This window comes from Tamaricihabitans halophyticus, assembly GCF_004340875.1.
GTDB lineage: Bacteria > Actinomycetota > Actinomycetes > Mycobacteriales > Pseudonocardiaceae > Tamaricihabitans > Tamaricihabitans halophyticus.
Genome location: NZ_SLXQ01000012.1, coordinates 46,405 through 63,607, shown reverse-complemented (window position 1 = coordinate 63,607; position 17,203 = coordinate 46,405). Strand labels below are relative to the sequence as shown.

Annotated in this window: 19 protein-coding genes and 1 pseudogene; 8 read left to right on the top strand and 12 right to left on the bottom strand. The window is 62.2% G+C overall.

The window, feature by feature from the left end:
* Window positions 1-58: 58 nt before the first annotated feature.
* The 5 genes from EV191_RS22595 to EV191_RS22575 all read right to left on the bottom strand — a co-directional run bounded on the left by EV191_RS22595 (window position 59) and on the right by EV191_RS22575 (window position 6,131).
* Complete coding sequence (locus EV191_RS22595) at window positions 59-883, bottom strand: SDR family oxidoreductase (protein WP_243659152.1); 825 nt, start codon at window positions 881-883, stop codon at window positions 59-61.
* 188 nt (window positions 884-1,071) lie between these two features.
* Window positions 1,072-2,322, bottom strand: coding sequence for a CaiB/BaiF CoA transferase family protein (locus tag EV191_RS22590; RefSeq protein WP_132879374.1), 1,251 nt, complete (start codon window positions 2,320-2,322; stop codon window positions 1,072-1,074).
* A gap of 68 nt (window positions 2,323-2,390) precedes the next feature.
* Window positions 2,391-3,260 (bottom strand): SMP-30/gluconolactonase/LRE family protein, encoded by an 870-nt coding sequence (locus tag EV191_RS22585; RefSeq protein WP_132879206.1) that lies wholly within the window; start codon window positions 3,258-3,260, stop codon window positions 2,391-2,393.
* Between the two features lie 56 nt (window positions 3,261-3,316).
* Window positions 3,317-4,918 carry an AMP-binding protein gene (locus EV191_RS22580; protein WP_165913059.1) on the bottom strand — a complete coding sequence of 534 codons (1,602 nt, stop codon included), beginning with the start codon at window positions 4,916-4,918 and terminating at the stop codon, window positions 3,317-3,319.
* 103 nt (window positions 4,919-5,021) lie between these two features.
* On the bottom strand, window positions 5,022-6,131 hold the full coding sequence (locus tag EV191_RS22575; RefSeq protein WP_132879202.1) for a saccharopine dehydrogenase family protein: 1,110 nt from the start codon (window positions 6,129-6,131) through the stop codon (window positions 5,022-5,024).
* A gap of 431 nt (window positions 6,132-6,562) precedes the next feature.
* On the opposite strand from EV191_RS22575, the pseudogene EV191_RS30995 reads away from it, so the two are divergent.
* A pseudogene (locus tag EV191_RS30995) lies at window positions 6,563-7,009 on the top strand (AraC-like ligand-binding domain-containing protein); the annotation flags it as partial.
* A gap of 21 nt (window positions 7,010-7,030) precedes the next feature.
* Window positions 7,031-7,423, top strand: coding sequence for a helix-turn-helix transcriptional regulator (locus tag EV191_RS30990; RefSeq protein WP_243659151.1), 393 nt, complete (start codon window positions 7,031-7,033; stop codon window positions 7,421-7,423).
* A 47-nt stretch (window positions 7,424-7,470) separates the two neighbouring features.
* On the opposite strand, the gene EV191_RS22565 is transcribed toward EV191_RS30990, so the two are convergent.
* Window positions 7,471-8,286 (bottom strand): SAM-dependent methyltransferase, encoded by an 816-nt coding sequence (locus tag EV191_RS22565; RefSeq protein WP_243659150.1) that lies wholly within the window; start codon window positions 8,284-8,286, stop codon window positions 7,471-7,473.
* Window positions 8,287-8,500: 214 nt separating this feature from the next.
* Here EV191_RS22565 and EV191_RS22560 point away from each other — a divergent pair, with 214 nt between their 5' ends.
* The 3 genes from EV191_RS22560 to EV191_RS22550 are packed head-to-tail and all read left to right on the top strand — an operon-like array spanning window position 8,501 to window position 9,910.
* Window positions 8,501-8,857 carry an ArsR/SmtB family transcription factor gene (locus EV191_RS22560; protein ID WP_424565495.1) on the top strand — a complete coding sequence of 119 codons (357 nt, stop codon included), beginning with the start codon at window positions 8,501-8,503 and terminating at the stop codon, window positions 8,855-8,857.
* Window positions 8,854-9,333, top strand: a complete 480-nt coding sequence (locus tag EV191_RS22555; protein ID WP_132879199.1) for an SRPBCC family protein — start codon at window positions 8,854-8,856, stop codon at window positions 9,331-9,333. Before EV191_RS22560 ends, EV191_RS22555 begins: the two co-directional genes overlap by 4 nt.
* Window position 9,334: 1 nt before the next feature.
* Window positions 9,335-9,910: a TIGR03086 family metal-binding protein gene (locus EV191_RS22550; protein ID WP_243659149.1), complete on the top strand. Its 576-nt coding sequence runs from the start codon at window positions 9,335-9,337 to the stop codon at window positions 9,908-9,910.
* On the opposite strand, the gene EV191_RS22545 is transcribed toward EV191_RS22550, so the two are convergent.
* From EV191_RS22545 to EV191_RS22520, 6 genes are read right to left on the bottom strand one after another with little or no spacing between them, the layout of a single operon-like run.
* Window positions 9,907-11,166, bottom strand: a complete 1,260-nt coding sequence (locus EV191_RS22545) for a lyase family protein (protein ID WP_132879198.1) — start codon at window positions 11,164-11,166, stop codon at window positions 9,907-9,909. The two genes, EV191_RS22550 and EV191_RS22545, sit on opposite strands and share 4 nt — an antisense overlap.
* Before the next feature lie 17 nt (window positions 11,167-11,183).
* A complete protein-coding gene (locus tag EV191_RS22540; RefSeq protein ID WP_132879196.1) occupies window positions 11,184-12,455 on the bottom strand; it encodes a cytochrome P450 in 1,272 nt (423 codons plus the stop codon).
* Window positions 12,452-13,141: a hypothetical protein gene (locus EV191_RS22535; protein ID WP_132879195.1), complete on the bottom strand. Its 690-nt coding sequence runs from the start codon at window positions 13,139-13,141 to the stop codon at window positions 12,452-12,454. The genes EV191_RS22540 and EV191_RS22535 overlap by 4 nt, the downstream gene beginning before the upstream one ends.
* Window positions 13,142-13,167: 26 nt before the next feature.
* The gene (locus EV191_RS22530; protein WP_132879193.1) at window positions 13,168-13,497 is read right to left on the bottom strand and encodes a DMT family transporter; all 330 of its coding nucleotides are present in this window, start codon (window positions 13,495-13,497) and stop codon (window positions 13,168-13,170) included.
* 2 nt (window positions 13,498-13,499) lie between these two features.
* The gene (locus EV191_RS22525; RefSeq protein WP_132879191.1) at window positions 13,500-13,883 is read right to left on the bottom strand and encodes a DMT family transporter; all 384 of its coding nucleotides are present in this window, start codon (window positions 13,881-13,883) and stop codon (window positions 13,500-13,502) included.
* On the bottom strand, window positions 13,880-14,440 hold the full coding sequence (locus EV191_RS22520; protein ID WP_132879190.1) for a TetR/AcrR family transcriptional regulator: 561 nt from the start codon (window positions 14,438-14,440) through the stop codon (window positions 13,880-13,882). The genes EV191_RS22525 and EV191_RS22520 overlap by 4 nt, the downstream gene beginning before the upstream one ends.
* Window positions 14,441-14,577: 137 nt before the next feature.
* Between EV191_RS22520 and EV191_RS22515 the strand changes: the two genes are divergently transcribed.
* From EV191_RS22515 to EV191_RS22505, 3 genes are all read left to right on the top strand, one after another.
* Window positions 14,578-15,741, top strand: coding sequence for a pyridoxal phosphate-dependent aminotransferase (locus EV191_RS22515; protein ID WP_132879188.1), 1,164 nt, complete (start codon window positions 14,578-14,580; stop codon window positions 15,739-15,741).
* 165 nt (window positions 15,742-15,906) lie between these two features.
* Window positions 15,907-16,311 carry a hypothetical protein gene (locus EV191_RS22510; RefSeq protein WP_207894620.1) on the top strand — a complete coding sequence of 135 codons (405 nt, stop codon included), beginning with the start codon at window positions 15,907-15,909 and terminating at the stop codon, window positions 16,309-16,311.
* A 44-nt stretch (window positions 16,312-16,355) separates the two neighbouring features.
* Window positions 16,356-17,093 (top strand): enoyl-CoA hydratase/isomerase family protein, encoded by a 738-nt coding sequence (locus EV191_RS22505; RefSeq protein ID WP_132879187.1) that lies wholly within the window; start codon window positions 16,356-16,358, stop codon window positions 17,091-17,093.
* Window positions 17,094-17,203: the final 110 nt, after the last annotated feature.

Here is a 17,203-nt window from a genome sequence, read left to right as displayed (position 1 = left end):
ACAGAAAGCAATCTCGATCCCGCGCGGGCATGCACCAAACGTGCGACCCCAGGAATCACTAGTGGTCCATGCCGATCAGCGGCATCGCCAGGGCACCACCATCGACCACGAGGGTATGACCGGTGATCCACGAGGCCGCATCACTGACCAGAAACAACGTCGCCTGAGCGATATCGGCAGGTATACCAAGACGGCGCGCCGGTAAAGCAGAAGCGATCTCGTCTTCTTTGCCTTCCCACAACACCCGTGCCATATCCGTCTTAACCAATCCAGGGGCAATGGCGTTGACTCGGACGCACGGTCCTAGCTCGGCAGCCAACTGCTTGGTGAGATTGACCAACGCCGCCTTCGTCGCCGCGTAAAAACCCGCACCTCGCTCAACGGTGTAGGCACCAAGGGACGCAACGTTCACCACAGCGCCACCGTGCGCGCGCATCGAAGCCGCCCACGCATGTCGAGTCCACATGACTGGGCCGATCAGGTTAACCTGCGCGGTTTTCGCTGCCCGAGAGAAGTCCAACCCGGTGAGACGACCATAGTACGGATTAGTCGCCGCGTTGTTGATCAGAATGTCGATATGACCGAAATCGGCAAGAATCGTTTGAACCGTTTCCTCAACCTGATCCGGCTCGCCAGCGTTGGCGACGTAGTAGCGCACAGCTCCAGTAGCACCCTTATCGACGAGTTCCCCGGCCGCGTCAGCTAGCATCTCCTCGCGACGCGAAACCAGCGCCACTCCGGCACCCATCCGAGCGAAAATCTCGGCCGTCGCCTTCCCTATACCCCTAGAGGCCCCGGTTACGACAGCGACCCTGCCTTCGAGATCCAATAATGCGGCCGAATCAGTGGGTAGCGGCGTGCTACCGACGACTGCTCGTTCCACAGTCTTCCCTTCGTTGTCTGGTCTCCTTATGGGTTACCGACTCGGACTTCTTGGGCCGATCGAGATCGGCCTGAAATCGACTGTTGAGCCGGCAAGACATTCGAAAATGCCCTTGCATCTCAACCGAATCTCGATAAAATTACGGTATCTCAACGATCCCGGATTCAGACCTGGTCCAATCCCATCGATCAGAAACCAGTGTTAGCCGCATCGCCAACATTCCGTTTGATGCCGACGTTTTCCGTGAAGTCAGTGGCGCCGTCGACCGGCAACTCAGTAGCGTTCCCCACGATGCCGCGCTCCAGAAGTTCATCGATGTCACTGACTCCCCAGGCAGCCAGCGTTTCTGCTGTCTGACTTCCTGGCTTGGCGGGTGGCGTCGTGAGACTGCTGGGCGTGCGAGAAAACCGCGGCGCCGGTGCGGGTTGAGTCATTCCCCAACGCTTCACGTAGGTTTGGCGACGGGCATTGTGCCCGTACGTCGCGGCTTCCGCGAACGGCACCACCGGGGTAACGCACGCGTCGGTACCGGAAAAAATATCGCACCACTCGGCCTGCGTTCGCTGGGCAAACCTCTCCGCCATCTTCGTGCGCAACATCGGCCAGTTATCGCGATTATAATGATCGATATTCTCCTCAATACCTAGCGTATTCGTCAGCACGGTGTAGAACCGCCGCTCAAACGCACCTACCGCCATATACCGACCGTCCGCCGTCGCGTAAACGTCATAGAACGGAGCTCCAGAGTCAAGGATGTTGGTTCCCCGTTCGCCACTCCACATGCCGTTGTTCCACAATGACGTCGTCATCGCGAGCAAGTGAGCAACACCATCTGAAATTGCCGCGTCGACCACTTGCCCTTCTCCTGTCGCGCGGGCGTGGGTCAGCGCGGCCAGTACCCCCATTACGAGATAAAGTCCGCCGCCGGCAAAATCACCGATGACATTAAGCGGAATCTGCGGCGGCCCGCCATCTCGTCCGATCGCGTCAAGAACTCCCGACAGAGCGATGTAGTTGATGTCGTGACCTGCGGTCGAAGCCAATGGTCCATCCTGGCCCCATCCTGTCACGCGACCATAGACAAGCGAGGGGTTTCGTTCCATGCAACGATCGGGGCCGAATCCGAGGCGCTCTGCTACGCCAGGGCGAAACCCTTCAGTTAAAATATCGGCGCGTTCCACCAATTTGAGAAGTAGTGCGACGCCGCGACTGTCTTGGAGATCTACAACTACGGATGGCCTGCCACGATTCAGGATGTCCCGCTCGGCCGGAACTGGCGGCTCCGCACCGCTCGGGCGGTCGATCCGGATAACGTCCGCGCCAAGATCAGCCAACGCCATTCCCGCGAACGGACCTGGGCCAATACCAGCTATCTCAACGATCCGCACACCGGATAATGGTCCTGGTTTCGCCACCGTTACACATCCATTCGTTTTCATGATCAACCGAATTGCCAGTTCCAATAAGGTGGCATCGTCCAAACAAGCGCGCTCACTGCCACATCGTTCTAGATTGAACGCGCCTCAATCCGGGAACCCAAAAGAGCGAGGCCCTGCTCCACTTCGGTGGTCGGCGAGGTACACAGATACAAAGTGTCGCCTTTTGGCCCGCCCACCGCACAGGCAAGGCAGAGTTGTTCGGTCGAGACCCTGGCAATCTCCGTGCCTTCGACTATATGCCTGGCGCACATGTGCATCGGATCGGCGACCCAGACTCCGCCGCCTGCATCAAGAGCGATTCCGTCCGGGGCGAATCCGAGTGACCATACCCGTCGATTCTGGAGCGTTTCTCCGTCGACAATATCGAAGATCGAAAGCCGCGCACCGATCGTTTCCGCCACGATAAGCTTTCGTCGCTTCTCATCGATGACGACCCCGTTTGTGAAAACGAAATCGCTCGCCGCAACCCGCCACGACCCATCGGGCTTGACCACGAAAACACGGCTCGTCGCCGGGGCCTGCAAGGGACCTTCAACCGTCTCAGCGGTAAGCGCCGCGACCACCTCAGGTCGGGCAAGGAACTCGTGCGGATCAAAACCCATCTCGCCAACCCACGCGTGACCGTTTGAATCAACCCACATGTCGTTCAGCATGCTGGGCACCTCGGCCGACAGATCCGCATGCAAAACTAGACCGCTATTCTCGAGTCGAAATATCTTACGAGCGTCTTGTTGCACCACAAGCAGCCTTCCGTCTGGAAGCCAGCCGATCCCTCCGGTACGTCCGGGGACTTCAGTAACGACCTCGCGTTTCCCATCCGTCGGGTCGATTGCAATAACTTGGTTCAGATGCATATCGACGAACCACAGCCTGCCGTTATGCCAGCGTGGACATTCGGTGTAGGCATATCCCTCGCCGAGTATGGCAGTGTTCGGCATCGTCACTCCTAATTCTTTTGCGCTATCACAGATTTTCCAACAGAAGATCAAGGTAACTAACTTCGCGTCCCCAGGCCCGGATTGGCCGATTCGAAATCCCACGCATTAACCGAAAGCCCTCGATTACGAAGTTCGATTTTCTTTGTTCGCAGTGTCGCATCCGTTTTTGGTAACGTGTCCAGGAACTCGATGTAGCGTGGCCGCATGAACTTTGGCATCCGTTCGACCAGCCAGGCATGAAGTTCCGGTTCGGTGAGTTCACTGTCCCGACCGCGTACCACGTAGATCATCACATCGTCCTCACCTAGCTCCGATGGCACAGCGACCGCAGCTGTTTCCAACACGTCTGGATGCTCGCCAACCTGAGACTCGACTTCGAAACTTGAGATATTTTCGCCCCGGCGACGCAATGCGTCCTTGAACCGGTCAACGAAATAGAAGTTTCCATCCTTGTCGACCCGAAAGGCGTCGCCGGTGTGAAACCATCCATTCCGCCAGGACTCCGCTGTCTCCTGTGGCCTTCCGTAGTACCCGGCATTCATGACCCACGGGTGATCCGCACGGACGATGAGTTCACCGACTTCTCCTGCCGCAACTGGGTAGTCATACTCGTCAACGATCCGTACTTCGTAACCGTCACGGAGCCGTCCACACGAATTGAGGTCGGCAAGATCAAAACCACGTGACGCTATCGGTAGCCCAATTTCTGTCATCCCATAGTACGTGTTCGTTCCACGAATACCAAACCGGTCGTGAAAATCGACGAGATCTGCCGGAAGCGGTGCGCATCCCATAGTCCGCAGAGAATTGTCCCGGTCATTCGAATTTTCCGGGGCGTTCATTAACATGCGCACCATCGGACCTTGAATATTGACATGCGTACAACCAAAGTTCCGTACGTCGTCCCAAAACTTGCTGCTACTGAATACTGGACGGATCACGACTGATCCAGCTTGTTCGGCGGCAGCAGAAATGATCAGTTTTCCACCGATGTGAAAAGGCGGCATGAAATGGTAGTAGACCTCGTCCGAACCCGTGACGCTAGTAATAATTTCGTTGAATCGATACATCTCTGCCCAAGGCAGCATTACCCCTTTCGAGGGACCGGTAGTACCGGATGTCCAAATGACACAGCAGATGTCCCAAGGCTGCGGTTCGATCGCTACATCTGGATCAGCTACGACATCGTAGAAGAAATCTCCGCGGCTTACGATGCGCTGGGCAGTCGACGCACTTTCATTCTCGCCATCGACCACCACAATTGTTTCGAGCTTTTCCAGCTGATCTGCTATGTCAGTAACCCGAGGAAGCAACTCTTGTGAAACGAGCATGACTTTAGCGTCGGATGCTTCGACGGTGTAGGTAAGCATCCGGCCTTGATAGGCGGTGTTGAGTGATACTTCTACAGCGCCAACCCACGAGAGTCCGAGCCATGCATGATAGGCTTCAAACGAGTTGGGCAACATGAGCAAAACATTGTCACCTCGCGTAACTCCCAGTCGAGACAATGCGTTTGCCCAACGCAGACTCGCTTCGTAGGTTTGACCGTACGTCTCGGAACTCCCGTCGACATGGCGCAAGAACAACTCGTCCGGATCATTGTTTGCCCGTCGGCGCAAGACTTGGGGAAGCAGATCAGCTGGCTGAATCCAGGTCATCATGGATCTCCTAAGGCAGTACTAAGCGGATGATGATTGGACGGCAAAAAGCCATACGTACGGCATCTGCAGTTTCCACCGCAGCCGACAAATGCCGTGGTCGCTACGTCCATACGGGCTTTTCACCAACCGACCAGTCGACCCCATACGGCTTAAGAAAACATAGAAAATCCGTGGGGTCGAAGGCTTGGGCGGGTGCCAGCACGCCTGCGGGGGAAGAACCTGTCGCTAAGCGCCGCGCGCCTTCAACACACATCACCGCGGTAGACCCGTAGATGTCTCGACCAGAGACGATTCCACGAATTTCGCTACCGTCATTCCGGCGTGCGATCGCCATAACGGTAAACGTCGATTTTCGACGTTTACTCTCATTCGGCCCCTCGGGTAGTCTGTCGATCAGTACGTCGAATAATCTTCGCAAAGGACTGCGCAACGTAAGTGCCATGATCGGACCCATCCTGGTGCTCAATGAAGCGAAAGATCTGCTCGGTACGAGCGCACAGGCATCGATCGCGATGTCCATGTTCGCAACATCCACGTGCCGTGGAACCGTCACGATTTCGCCACTCGGAAACTTGATCATTGGTGAGGCTTTTCGTTGCCCAGGGAACTGGACAGAATCGCGGTGAGATCGAAGCCCTGTCTGGCGCCACTCACCCTGTTCAAGTCGTAGATCACGGCCCTGGAAGCTATGCAGTGCGGAGTGCATTGTCCCTCGGGTCATATCGAATCCAGTCGCCGCGTATGCGATGGTTAAATGCTCAATTGGTTCGATGTCGTGACATGTGAGATGCGCGATGAAATCACCGGGCAAAATGTCGTACCCCATAGACGGAACTACCGAGACCCTAGCTTCGGTGGCATCCTCGGAACACAGGTCGAATACTTTTTTGACATAGGCTTGCTCACCTGCCGTGTCAACATAATGACAACCAGCCGCTATCGCCGCATGGACGACGGACTCACCGAGAGCGGTAAACGGTCCGGCGCAATTGACAACTACGTCGCAGCCAGTGAGCGCGGTACGCAGCCCCTCTGGGTCGGACAAACTTGCCGGACGCAATTCGGGCTTGGGAATCCGCAGATCATTGGCCGCCGCACGCAATCGCGTTTCGTTACGTCCGAGCATGACGAGATCGAAACCGCGTCGATCCACTTCGGCCGCTACCAGCTTTCCTGTGTATCCGCTGGCCCCATATACGGCGATCTTCATGTAGTCTCTCCTAGATTGGACTCGCCAGATTTGGACTCGCCGCTGTTCTACGCGCACTAGATGGAGCTAGTTGTGACTTCTCCTTATCTTTTGCAGCCAAATCGCGACCAACATTGCAGTACGTCTCGAGTCGACTCACCGACGCCTATGTGTGCTGGACGCGGCGGAAACAGAGGTTACCGGCGCAACGACGAGCCCGATTTCTTCCGCGCGCAAGGAATCTTGTTGTGATACGCAGAGCATCCGTCCTGACGAGGGGCGTTACTAGCGATCACTTTTCGAGCGGGCTAGGATGACGGTTCGCTTGTCAAGGGTGCTGGCGGTCACGCGAAAGGAGTCGAGGTTTGGCGGAGCGCTCCTCAGTCATCGTCGAGTCATTCAGCACCATCGGGCTGGAGCCTCGCGATCGAGCGGAATTCTGGATCGACTTGGTGAGCGCCGTTCACGGTGTGACAGGCTGGACTGGGCCCGGGTACAATAGCTTCGAAGGAACCTTGCGGAAAGCAAGTACTAGCAGGTATCAACTCATTGGATGGCGCTCTAATCGGGTCGGCTACCACCGGACGGCGTCTCACGTCCGTGCCAGCACTGAGGAAGACTACCGCGTCGTGATCCCAACCAGCGGACACGCAATGCTGCGGCAGGGTCACCGTACGAGTACCTTGTCGCGAGGATACGCGGGCCTGATGACAGTATGCGAGCCATACACTCTGACGCAGAGTTCCGCTAGTGGATTCGCTCTCGTCGTCCCTCGCCAAGCTATCGACGACCGGCTGGACGTCTCAGCACCGCTGACGAGAAGACTAAACCTGGGCACGGGTCTGGGACGGATCGTCGGTGACCTGGTCGCCACACTGTTCCAAGAACGGGAGAAGCTAACTTCTGCTCAGTTTGACTCCGTGAACGAACGGATGATCGACCTACTCTGCCTGCTCGCGGTTGGAGACTCGAGTCCGAACGTAAACCGGCACTTGGCAGATGTCGAGCACATGGTACGTGAGCATGTACGTCACCACGTCGCCGATCCGAGCCTTTCTGGCCACACCATTGCTCGCGACCTCGGCTGGTCTCTCCGACAGATCCAACTGGCCCTTCAACATGCAGGAACGACACCGAGTGAATTAATTAAAGACGAACGACTTAAACTCGCCCGTTACCGGCTGGAAAGCCCCACCTATCAACACATGTCCATTACGGAAATCGGATACGGCCTCGGATTCTGTTCGCCAAGTGCTTTCAGCACCGCGTTCAAGCAGCATTTCGGTGTACGCCCCAGCTCTATTCGACAGTGAAGCCGACCGGCAGGGACGATAACGCAGCCAAAAGCGATGGACATAAATCACTCGGGTTTACGGCCCAAGCCGCCGAGGGACAGTTGATCCCACGGCTCCACCAGCTCCTGCGGCCCCGCTGGCCACCAGTCGACCAGCCGCACCACACCCGGCTCCATAACCTCCAGTCCCGCGAACAGCGCCTCGATCTCCGCGCGGCTGCGGAACCACACGTGAAGGCCACCTTCGCGGGCGCGTTCGTGAATGCGATCCACCAGGTTCGCGTGTTCCGCGGAGCCGTCGGGGCGGTGCACATGCGACAGCACCACGAAGGACCCCGGCGGTAGCGCGGCAACCAGCGTCGCCATCACGTCGACCGGATTGTCGATGTGGTGCAAGGTAAAACCGTGCACCAGGCAGATCGGCTTGGACCAGTCCAGTTCGGTGCGCACGGTCGGATTCGCGAGCAGCGCTTCGGGCTCGCGGAAATCGGCCTGGACGAAGTGCGTCCGGTCGTTCTCGCTGAGGATCGCCCTGCCGTGCGCGGCCACGATGGGATCGTGATCGACGTACACGACCTTCGCTTCACCCTGATACCGCGCGGCGACCTGGTGGACGTTCTGCGCGGTCGGTAGCCCGGAGCCGCAGTCGAGGAACTGGGTGACGCCGCCGGTAGTGGCACACCACCGCACCGCGCGCATCATGAACTGCCGGTTCACCCGCGCGAACTGTTCGATGTTCGGCACCATCTGCTCGACGGCCTTCACCAGCTGGCGATCGGCCTCGTAGTGATCTTTCCCGCCAAGCAGGTAGTCGTACATGCGCGCCACCGACGGTTTGGTCTCGTCGATCCACGTGGACGCACGCGGAGTTTCATCCTCCACCGATTCCCCTTTTCCGTGCCGTCCGCCTTACCCGGTGCAAGGGTAGTGATGCTGCTCCATACGGTGACATATCTCGGCGCGGCGCGACACACCCGTCCGCCGACGCCGCCAACCGCACAGCTCCGCCGCGTTATCAACCAACTAGTTGACAAAGACGCGGACGCGTCTTACTTTGTATTCAACCGACTAGTTGAGGAAGCTGGTGAGTGACGGCATGGAGCAGCTCAACCTGGTGTTCGCGGCACTGGCCGATCCAACCCGGCGCGATCTGGTCGCCCGGCTGGCTTGCGCCGACGCGACCGTTGGCGAGCTGGCCGAGCCGTACGACATGAGCTTGCAGGCGGTCTCCAAGCACCTGAAGGTGCTCGAGGACGCCGGACTGGTGACCAGGGGCAAGGACGCGCAGCGCCGGCCGGTCCACCTGGAAGCGGAGGTGTTCGACCTGATGACGAAGTGGATCGAGCGCTATCGACAACGGGCTGAGGAGCGCTACCAGCGCCTCGACGCGGTGCTGGACGAACTGACGAACGAGCAGAACCAACAACGAACCGATCGGAAGGACGCATCATGAGCAAGCACGAGACCGAGATCATCGCGAACGAGAAGGTACCGACTATCGAGATGGTCCGGGAGTTCGACGCGGCGCCCGAGTTGGTGTTCCGCGCGCATACCGACCCGGAGCTCTACGCACGCTGGATCGGGCCGCGCTCGGTGACCACCAGGATCACCAAGTGGGACGCCACCACCGGCGGCGCGTGGGCCTTTGCCAACGACAGGGACGGAGCGGAGATCGCCAGCTTCTACGGCAGCTTCCACGAGGTACGCCCAGCCGAGCGGATCGTCTGGACCTTCACCTACGAAGGCGTACCGGACGGGGTCTCGCTGGAGACCCTGACGTTCACCGAACTGCCTGGCGGTCGCACCCGGCTCCGCACCCTCAGTGTGGTTGAGGACTTCGAGAGCCGCGACGGCATCCTGTCCAGCGGTATGGAAGTCGGCGTCAACGAGGGTTACGAGAAGCTCGACGAGCTACTGGCGGAGGCGTGACGTGGCGAAGCTGACCAACGCCGCCACGCGGCACGCGAGGGACGCGGCCCGGTTCACCGAGCTGGTGGAAAGCGCCACCGCCGGTGACTGGGCGCGGCCCAGCCCGGTCGCCGAATGGACGGCGGAAGACATCGTGCGACATCTCGTGGAATGGTCCCGCGGTTTTCTCGCCGGTGCCGGTATCGAGCTGCCCGCGCTGGATGTCTCTGCGGACCCGGCAGCGGCATGGCGGCAACATGCCGCGGATATTCAGGCTATTTTGGACGATCCAGCCGGGCGGGTACTCAGTAACCCACACACCGGGGACAAGCCGGTGGACGAAGCGATCGACCAGTTCTACACCGACGATATCTGGATGCACTCCTGGGATCTGGCCAAGGCATTTGGCAGGGAACCGGATCTCGACGCGGAGCGCTGTCATGCCGCGCTGGCCGCGGTTACGCCGATCGAGCAGATGCTGCGCGACAGTGGCCAGTTCGGTCCAGCCGTACCCGTAGCCGAGAACGCCTCGGCACAGGACAAGCTGATGGCCTTCATCGGCCGTGATCCGGCATGGCAGGCGGCAAGCAACCGCTAGCCACCTGACCGGTCCTCGCCTGGTTCGCTGGCATTCTTCGCGGTGACCTGCTGGTGTCCTTCGACTGCCGCCAACTCCACCAGGTTGTCCAACGCCCCGGCGAGGTTGCGTTCCCGATGCGCGCCGTCCCAGGCCAGCCCTGCCACGCAACGCCGCGCGAACGCTTCGGCCGCGGCGGTGAGGTCGGCGAAGATCGTTGTCAGCGCGTCGAGAATAACCGGTTCCATCACGTTGAGTTCCAGCTCGCCAGCCGCGACCGCACAGTCCACGGTGTAACTCTGCCCCCGGATCCGGTAGCTGAGTTGCATCACGTACTCGGGGATCACTGGATTGACCTTCCCCGGCATGATGGATGATCCGGCTTGCCGGGCGGGAATGGTGAGATCACCGAAACCACCGTGTGGCCCGGCGGAAAGCAATCGGATATCCGCGGCGATCTTGGCCATCGTGCTCGCCGCTCGGGAGCCGGCCGCGCCGATCTCGGCATAGGGGTCCAGATGAGCCAGACTGTCGTAGCGGTTCTCGGCAGTGGTGAGCGAGAACCCGGTCAGCTCCCGTAGCTCCTGGACACACCGCTGGGCAAACCCTTGCGGCGCACCGACGCCGGTGCCAACCGCCGTGGCGCCCATCGGCACCGCGTGTAGTTGATCGGCCGAGGCGGCCAGCCCGGCCGCGTTCCGGTCGATCGCTGCCGCCTGCGCCAGATGGGTATCCCCGGCGGTGAGCGTGACCGCGTCCTGCAGGCAGGTCCGACCAAGGTGCGGGGTCCCGGCGAACTCGGCGGCTTTGCGTTCGAAGGTGGCGGACAGCTCGCGCAGCGCGGCGACCGGCTGCTGGACGAGTTCCAGGACCGTCAGGGCCATCGCGGTTGGATAGCTGTCGTTCGTCGACTGTGCGGCGTTCACGTGGTCGTTCGGATGCACCGCGACGCCGGCAAGCGCGCTCGCGCGTGCCGCGAGCACCTCGTTCACGTTCATATTCGCGGTGGTCCCGCCACCACCGTGGACCAGCGGGATCGGGAACTGGTCATCGTGGTTGCCCGCGATGACCTCCTCGCCGGCGGCCACAATCGCGGCACATCTGGCCTCGTCCAGCACCCCACACGCTCGATTGGCTCGCGCGGCGGCAAGTTTGACCAGTACGTAGTTCCGGACGAACGGCGCAAGCTCGCCAAGGGTTCGGCCCCGCAATGGGAAGTTACCCAAGCCCAGCTCGGTTTGCGTTCCGTACAGCTGGTTGTCCCTCGGGACCGACATAGTCCAGATATCCTTTCCTAGCCAGCGCGGACCGGTAGCCTGGCGAGGCCCCGTAGTGCCATCATCGGCCGCCGCACCGCGGGACCGTCGCGGACCAACCGGGGAAGGCGCGCGGGCACCGCGGCGAAGAACACTTCACCCTCCAGACGCGCCAATGGCGCGCCAAGACAATAGTGCGGTCCGGCACCGAACGCGAGATGGTCCGCGCGGGCCGGTCTGCGGATGTCGAACCGGTCCGGGTCGGCGAAAACCGTGGCATCGCGGCCCGCAGCGCCAGTCAACACGTACATCGGTTCGGCGGCGCCGATCCGGCGTCCCGCGAGATGCACGGTTTCTCGTGGGTAGCGGATCGTTGCCTGTACCGGCGGGTCGTAGCGCAGCGTCTCCTCGGTGACCGCCGTCGCGAGCTCGGGTCGCGCATTCAGCGCCGCCCACTGCTCCGGATCGTTCAGCAGCGCGAGCATGCCGTTGCCAACGAGGTTGACCGTGGTTTCGAACCCGGCGATGAGCAGGATCCGGCACAGCGCAAGGACCTCGCGCGGCGAGATCCGATCGGCCGCGTGATCGGCGGCGATCTGGCTGAGAATATCGTTACCTGGTTCCCGAGCGCGCCGGGTGAGCAGTTCGGCGAACAACTCCTCGAGCGCCCTTGTCGCCGCGCCGAGTTCGGGCACGTTCATGGCGGAAGGGCTGCCATCGATCGATTTCGCCACGATGGCGCCATAATCCCGAAACGGCCCGGAGTACTCGTCGGGGACTCCGAGCAGTTCGGCGATCACCCTGATCGGCAATGGCGCGGCCAGCTCGGCCATCAGGTCGAAGCTACCGAGATCGGCCGCTCGATCAAGCAGCTCGTACGTTACCCGCTCGATCGCCGGGCGGTAACTCGCCATCGTCTTGGGGCGGAAGGCCGGCGCGGCGAGCTTTCGGACCCGCCCGTGATCTGGCGGGTCCAGCCCGAGAACGGAGAAATCCTCCTCGGCTCCCTGCTGGTACTCCAGCGGCCCCTGCGCATCGCGCTGATACGGCACGGTCCGCACCCCGAAGCGCGAATCCCGCAACACCTGACCGCACAACCGATGTCCGGTAATCGCCCATACCCCGGAGGAACTGAGCGCCAGCGGCCCAGCTTCGCGCAGCCGCCGGTAGTGCGGGCACGGATCACGCATCCCGGTAGTCAGCATGAGCCGGCTGAACTCATCACCACGAACCTTGGCGTGCGCCCAGCTGAGCCCGGTATACATCCTCGCCCGCGCGGCGCGTCGGGCACTCGTGATCGGCCCGCTCATGCCGGCACGTAGAAGATCGGCAGTGAAACCATCTCGTACTCCCGCAATCTGGCCCGTACAAAGGAACCGAAGGATGGTCTGGTGAACTGCCGGAGCAGGAACCGGCGCGGTCCTACCGGCAACCGAGCGAAGTTGACCAGCGCATAGGGGCCGGTGTCGACAGGAACGAGCGCCGTCGAGTTGTCGATCCCGGTTTTCCTGGTGAACCAACCGGTCAGCGTCTCCCAAACGGCCACCGCGGTATCCGAATCCGTCCCGATGAAGTGATTCAGCATGAAGGTGCTGCCCCGCCTACCCGGATCGGTCGATCCGATCTTCTTGATGTTTCGCGCCCGCAGCACCGTGCTCGCGCCCAACCGTTGGCATTCCTCGGTTTCCTGCACCTCGGCTAGATCCGCTGGCGAGCTCGTTTCGATCAGTACCGCGATATCCGTGTTCGGCCTGCCCGGAATCGGTGGCGCGAGCACCGCACGGTACACGCTGCTCGCCTCGACCTTCGGGTGCTCGTCCAGCTTCGCGGCCAGTTCGAAGACGCGACTCAATGCCGCGTCCCGGTCAGGGCTGCGGCCGACGAACGGTCCCTTCCCGAATGGACTCGCTTCGATGCCGAGATAGAGGAACCCGCGTGGCGAAGGCGTGCCGAAGTCGGCCTTCGGGAAGCGCGAGTCCACAGTGATCTGAACCATGCGGATACTCCTTTTCTGACAACGGGTCAGTGCGCAGCCTGCGCGCCGAGTTCAACGACGAGTACGCCACCGATGATCAGTGCGATACCCGCTGCCATGAACCAGGTCAGCGGATCGCGGAAGATGATCCGACCGAAGATCGCGGTCAGTGCGACACCGGAAGCCGCCCAGATGCCGTAGGCGACACCGACCGACATTCCTTGTGCCAGCACGATACCGAGCAGCGTGAACGCGGCGGCGTAGCCGAGAACCACCGGCGCCAACCACGCCTTCCTTGTGAACCCGGCCGAGGCCTTCATGGACAGTGTCGCGACGGTCTCCATCACGATCGCGCCGGTGAGCGTCAACCACAGCAAGGTCAGTCACCTCCCACGAAACTGAGTTTGCCGCCGGATTTCGCCACTCGGTTGGCCTCGGCGCGCTGCGAACCGATCTCCACCACCAGCACCCCAGCGGCGATGAGCGCGATACCCAAGCCAATCAGCCAGGTCAGCGCGTCGCCGAAGATGAAGGATCCGAGTATCGCGGTCAGCGCGACCCCGGAAGCCGCCCAGATGCCGTACGCGACGCCGACTGGCATTCCCTCCGCGAGCACCTTCGCCACCAGATAGAACGCGCCGGCATAGCCAAGGACGACCGAGGCCAGCCACCACGGGTAGGTAAACCCCTCCATCGCGCGCAGCGAAAGCGTGCCGACCACCTCGAGCACGATCGCCATCCCGAGCTTGCCCCACTTACTCATGCATCCCCTTCCACCCCGGCCGCGAGTTCGCCAATCCGCGCGCGAATCGCGGCCCGCATGGTCTCGTCGTAATCCCCCGTACTGCTGGCCGTGGCCAGCCACAGGCCGTCGGCAGCGAGCCGGGACACGGCCAGATCCACCGACCGTGCGTCCGGCATCGGCGCGCGAGTGTCCGATTCGGACAACCAGTTGCGCAGCAGCGCCCGCCACGGTTCGAGTAGTTCGTCCTCCTGCACGGAGTCGATCAGGATCGCCAGGTCTCCCCTGCTGGCGGACTCCCCCGCGATCACCCGGCCGTAAGCGGCGACACGTTCGGCGGCGCTGGCCGCTTCGAACGGTTTACCCAGCTCGACCAGCATCGCCTCCTCACAGTCCGCGGCGAGGTGCGCCACGACGGCGAGCATCAGCTGCTCCTTGCTGGCGAAGTGATAGATCAAGCCGCCCTTGCTCAAACCTGCCTCGCGGGCCGCGGCATCCAAGGTCAGGCTGCGGATCCCGCTGCGCTCGGCCAACTTCCTGGCTGCCGCGAGAATCGTCTGCTTCGAACTCGGCCTCATGCAAGTTACTATACCGACTGGTTGGTATAGTAACAAGCCAAGGATACCCGGTTATCGCGTTGAGCGCCGTGCACTCGAAGGCGATTGCTGATTAAAATAGTCATAATGACCATTCAACAGACCAGCCGGGGGCTGTGATGACCGTCGACCGAGTACGCGCCATTCCGGGTATCGGGGTGAATCTGGTTGGTGACCGCGCGGATGCCACTGACGACGCCGAACTCCTACGACTGGAGAACCTCGATACCGATCTGCGCCCACCAGCTGTCGCGCTGGCCGCAACGCACGCGGCGATCGACGCCGACCACGCGAACAGCTACCTACCGTTCCAGGGACATCGCGGCCTGCGCGCCGCGGCCGCCGCGCACGTCAGCCGGATCAGCGGAACCGAACTCGACCCGGAGACCCAGTGCGTCAGCGTGGCCGGCGGGCTGAACGGGGTACTCAACGCTTTGCTGGCCACGGTGTCCCCCGGCCAGGAGGTGGTACTGGCCGAGCCGATCTACGCTGGGCTGATCAACCGCGTGCATCTTGCCGGCGGTATCCCGCGCTACGTGCGGGTCGAACCATCGACGGCGGGCTGGCAGCTCGACCCTGACCAGCTGGCAGCGGCGGTCGGCCCGCAAACCGCGGCCGTGCTGCTGATGGGCCCGGCCATGCCAACCGGCGCGGTGCTGACGCGGGAACATCTCGACGCCCTCGCCAAGGCGGTGCGCGGGACCGACTGCTGGATCATCTACGACGCGGCGATGGAACGGCTGCGCTTCGACGGGCAGCCACCGCTGCATCCCGCCACGCACCCTGGGCTCGCGGGACGCACCATCACCGTTGGCTCGGCGTCGAAGGAACTCCGCATGATCGGCTGGCGGGTCGGCTGGATTACCGGTCCACAAGGGATCATGGCCGATATCGCCACCGTCGGAATGGCCAATGTGGTCTGTCAGGTGGGCATAGCCCAGGACGCGGTCGCCGCCGCGCTGGACGCACCGGACGCGGACGCCGATGTGCGTGCCGCGACGGAGATCTGGCGACAGCGCTGTGAAACGATCCTGCGGCAGCTGGCCAGCTATCCGGTGGTGCCGCCGGCCGGTGGCTGGTCGCTGCTGGTGGACACCACGGAGCTGGCACCTAGCGCGGCCGAAGCCGCCGAGCGACTGTTCGAGCTCGGCCGCGTGGCGGCTACCCCGATGGCGCACTGGGGCCCTTCGGCCGAGAAATACGTTCGACTGGTGTTCGCGAACGAACCCGAAGGCCGACTCACCGACCTTGGCGCCCGCTTCGACGCCGCCTTCGGCGGTTGACATTCCGTTGCGCTCCGCGCCTCCTCCGTAGCGGGGAGGGGCGGCTTCGGCCACGCTGATTCGGGCATGGCGTTGCCCGGAAAACCCGGTAGCGTTCGGTCCGATGTGCACGAACCGGTCGGCGCATCGCCGGCAGAGTGCACGAAACGGACAGGAGGCAACGGGATGCAGGCAAAGGCACTGGTCGCACTGGCCATTGGCCGCATCGTCTGGGGAGTGCTGGCGCTTGTCTCGCCCCGGCTGAACACGCGGCTTGCCGGGGTGGCCGAGCGAGCAACCCCGGAGGTTCACTACCTGATCCGGGTCTTCGGTTCCCGCGCGACCGTGCTCGGTATCGGCTACCTGACCAGCACTGGCGCTACCCGGCGGAAATGGCAGCGACTCGCGCTCGGCGTGGACATCTGCGATACCGTCGCCGGCCTCGGCCACCTGCGGCGCGGCGATGTGCCACGGCGCAGTGCGGGACTGCTCACCGCGATCACCGGAACCTACGCGCTGATTGGCGCCAAGGCGGTGCTCGCCGATCGCGCCGCCAGCAGCGCGGAGCCCGTGACGGAAGCCACCGACTGAACTACCGGCTTGGCAGCGCGCGAAATACCAGCAAAGATCACGGGATGATCGAGAAAGCCGAGCACGATGGGATCGCCGTCCTTACCCTGCGCCACGGACCGGTGAACGCGCTTGATCTGGAACTACTCCAGGCCATCCCGCAGGCTTTCGCCGAGGTCGCGGATTCCCGCGCGGTGGTGCTGACCGGCGGTGGTCGATCGTTTTCCGCCGGAGTCGACCTGAAACGAATCGCCGACGGGGGCGCGGCCTATGTCGAGGAGTTCCTGCCGGCGCTCAGCGAGGCCTTCCTCAGCGTGTTCGACCAGCCGAAACCGGTAATCGCGGCAATAAACGGGCATGCGCTCGCCGGTGGCTGCGTACTCGCGGCCGCGGCTGATGTTCGGCTGATGGCCGCCGGCACGATCGGCCTCACCGAGCTCGCCGTTGGGGTCCCGTTCCCCACCGTCGCCGTAGAGATAATGCGGCACGCCGTTGGCCCGGCCGCCGAGGCACTGGTACTCGGCGCAGGGCGACACACCGCCGAACAAGCCGGCGCGATCGGCCTGGTACACGAGATCGTGCCGGGCGATCAGCTGGTCGAGACCGCATTGCGCCGGGCGGAAACCCACTGCGCGGCGCCGACCGAGGTGTACGCGTTCAGCAAACAACAGTTGCGCCGCCCCGCACGCGAACGCATCAGCGCCGACCGGCCAATCGACGATCCCGAGGTTGCCCGCGTCTGGGGTTCGGCCGAGACCAAGCAGGCGCTGAACGCCTATCTTGCCGCGCTACGCAAAGACTGAGCGACGCTCTGTCCACTGTGCACGGATCGGGGCAACCACGACGCGCCTGGCACCGGCTGCGATACTGGTCGGGGCGGGTGTCGCGGTCGACACGCCGCTGAGGCGAGGCG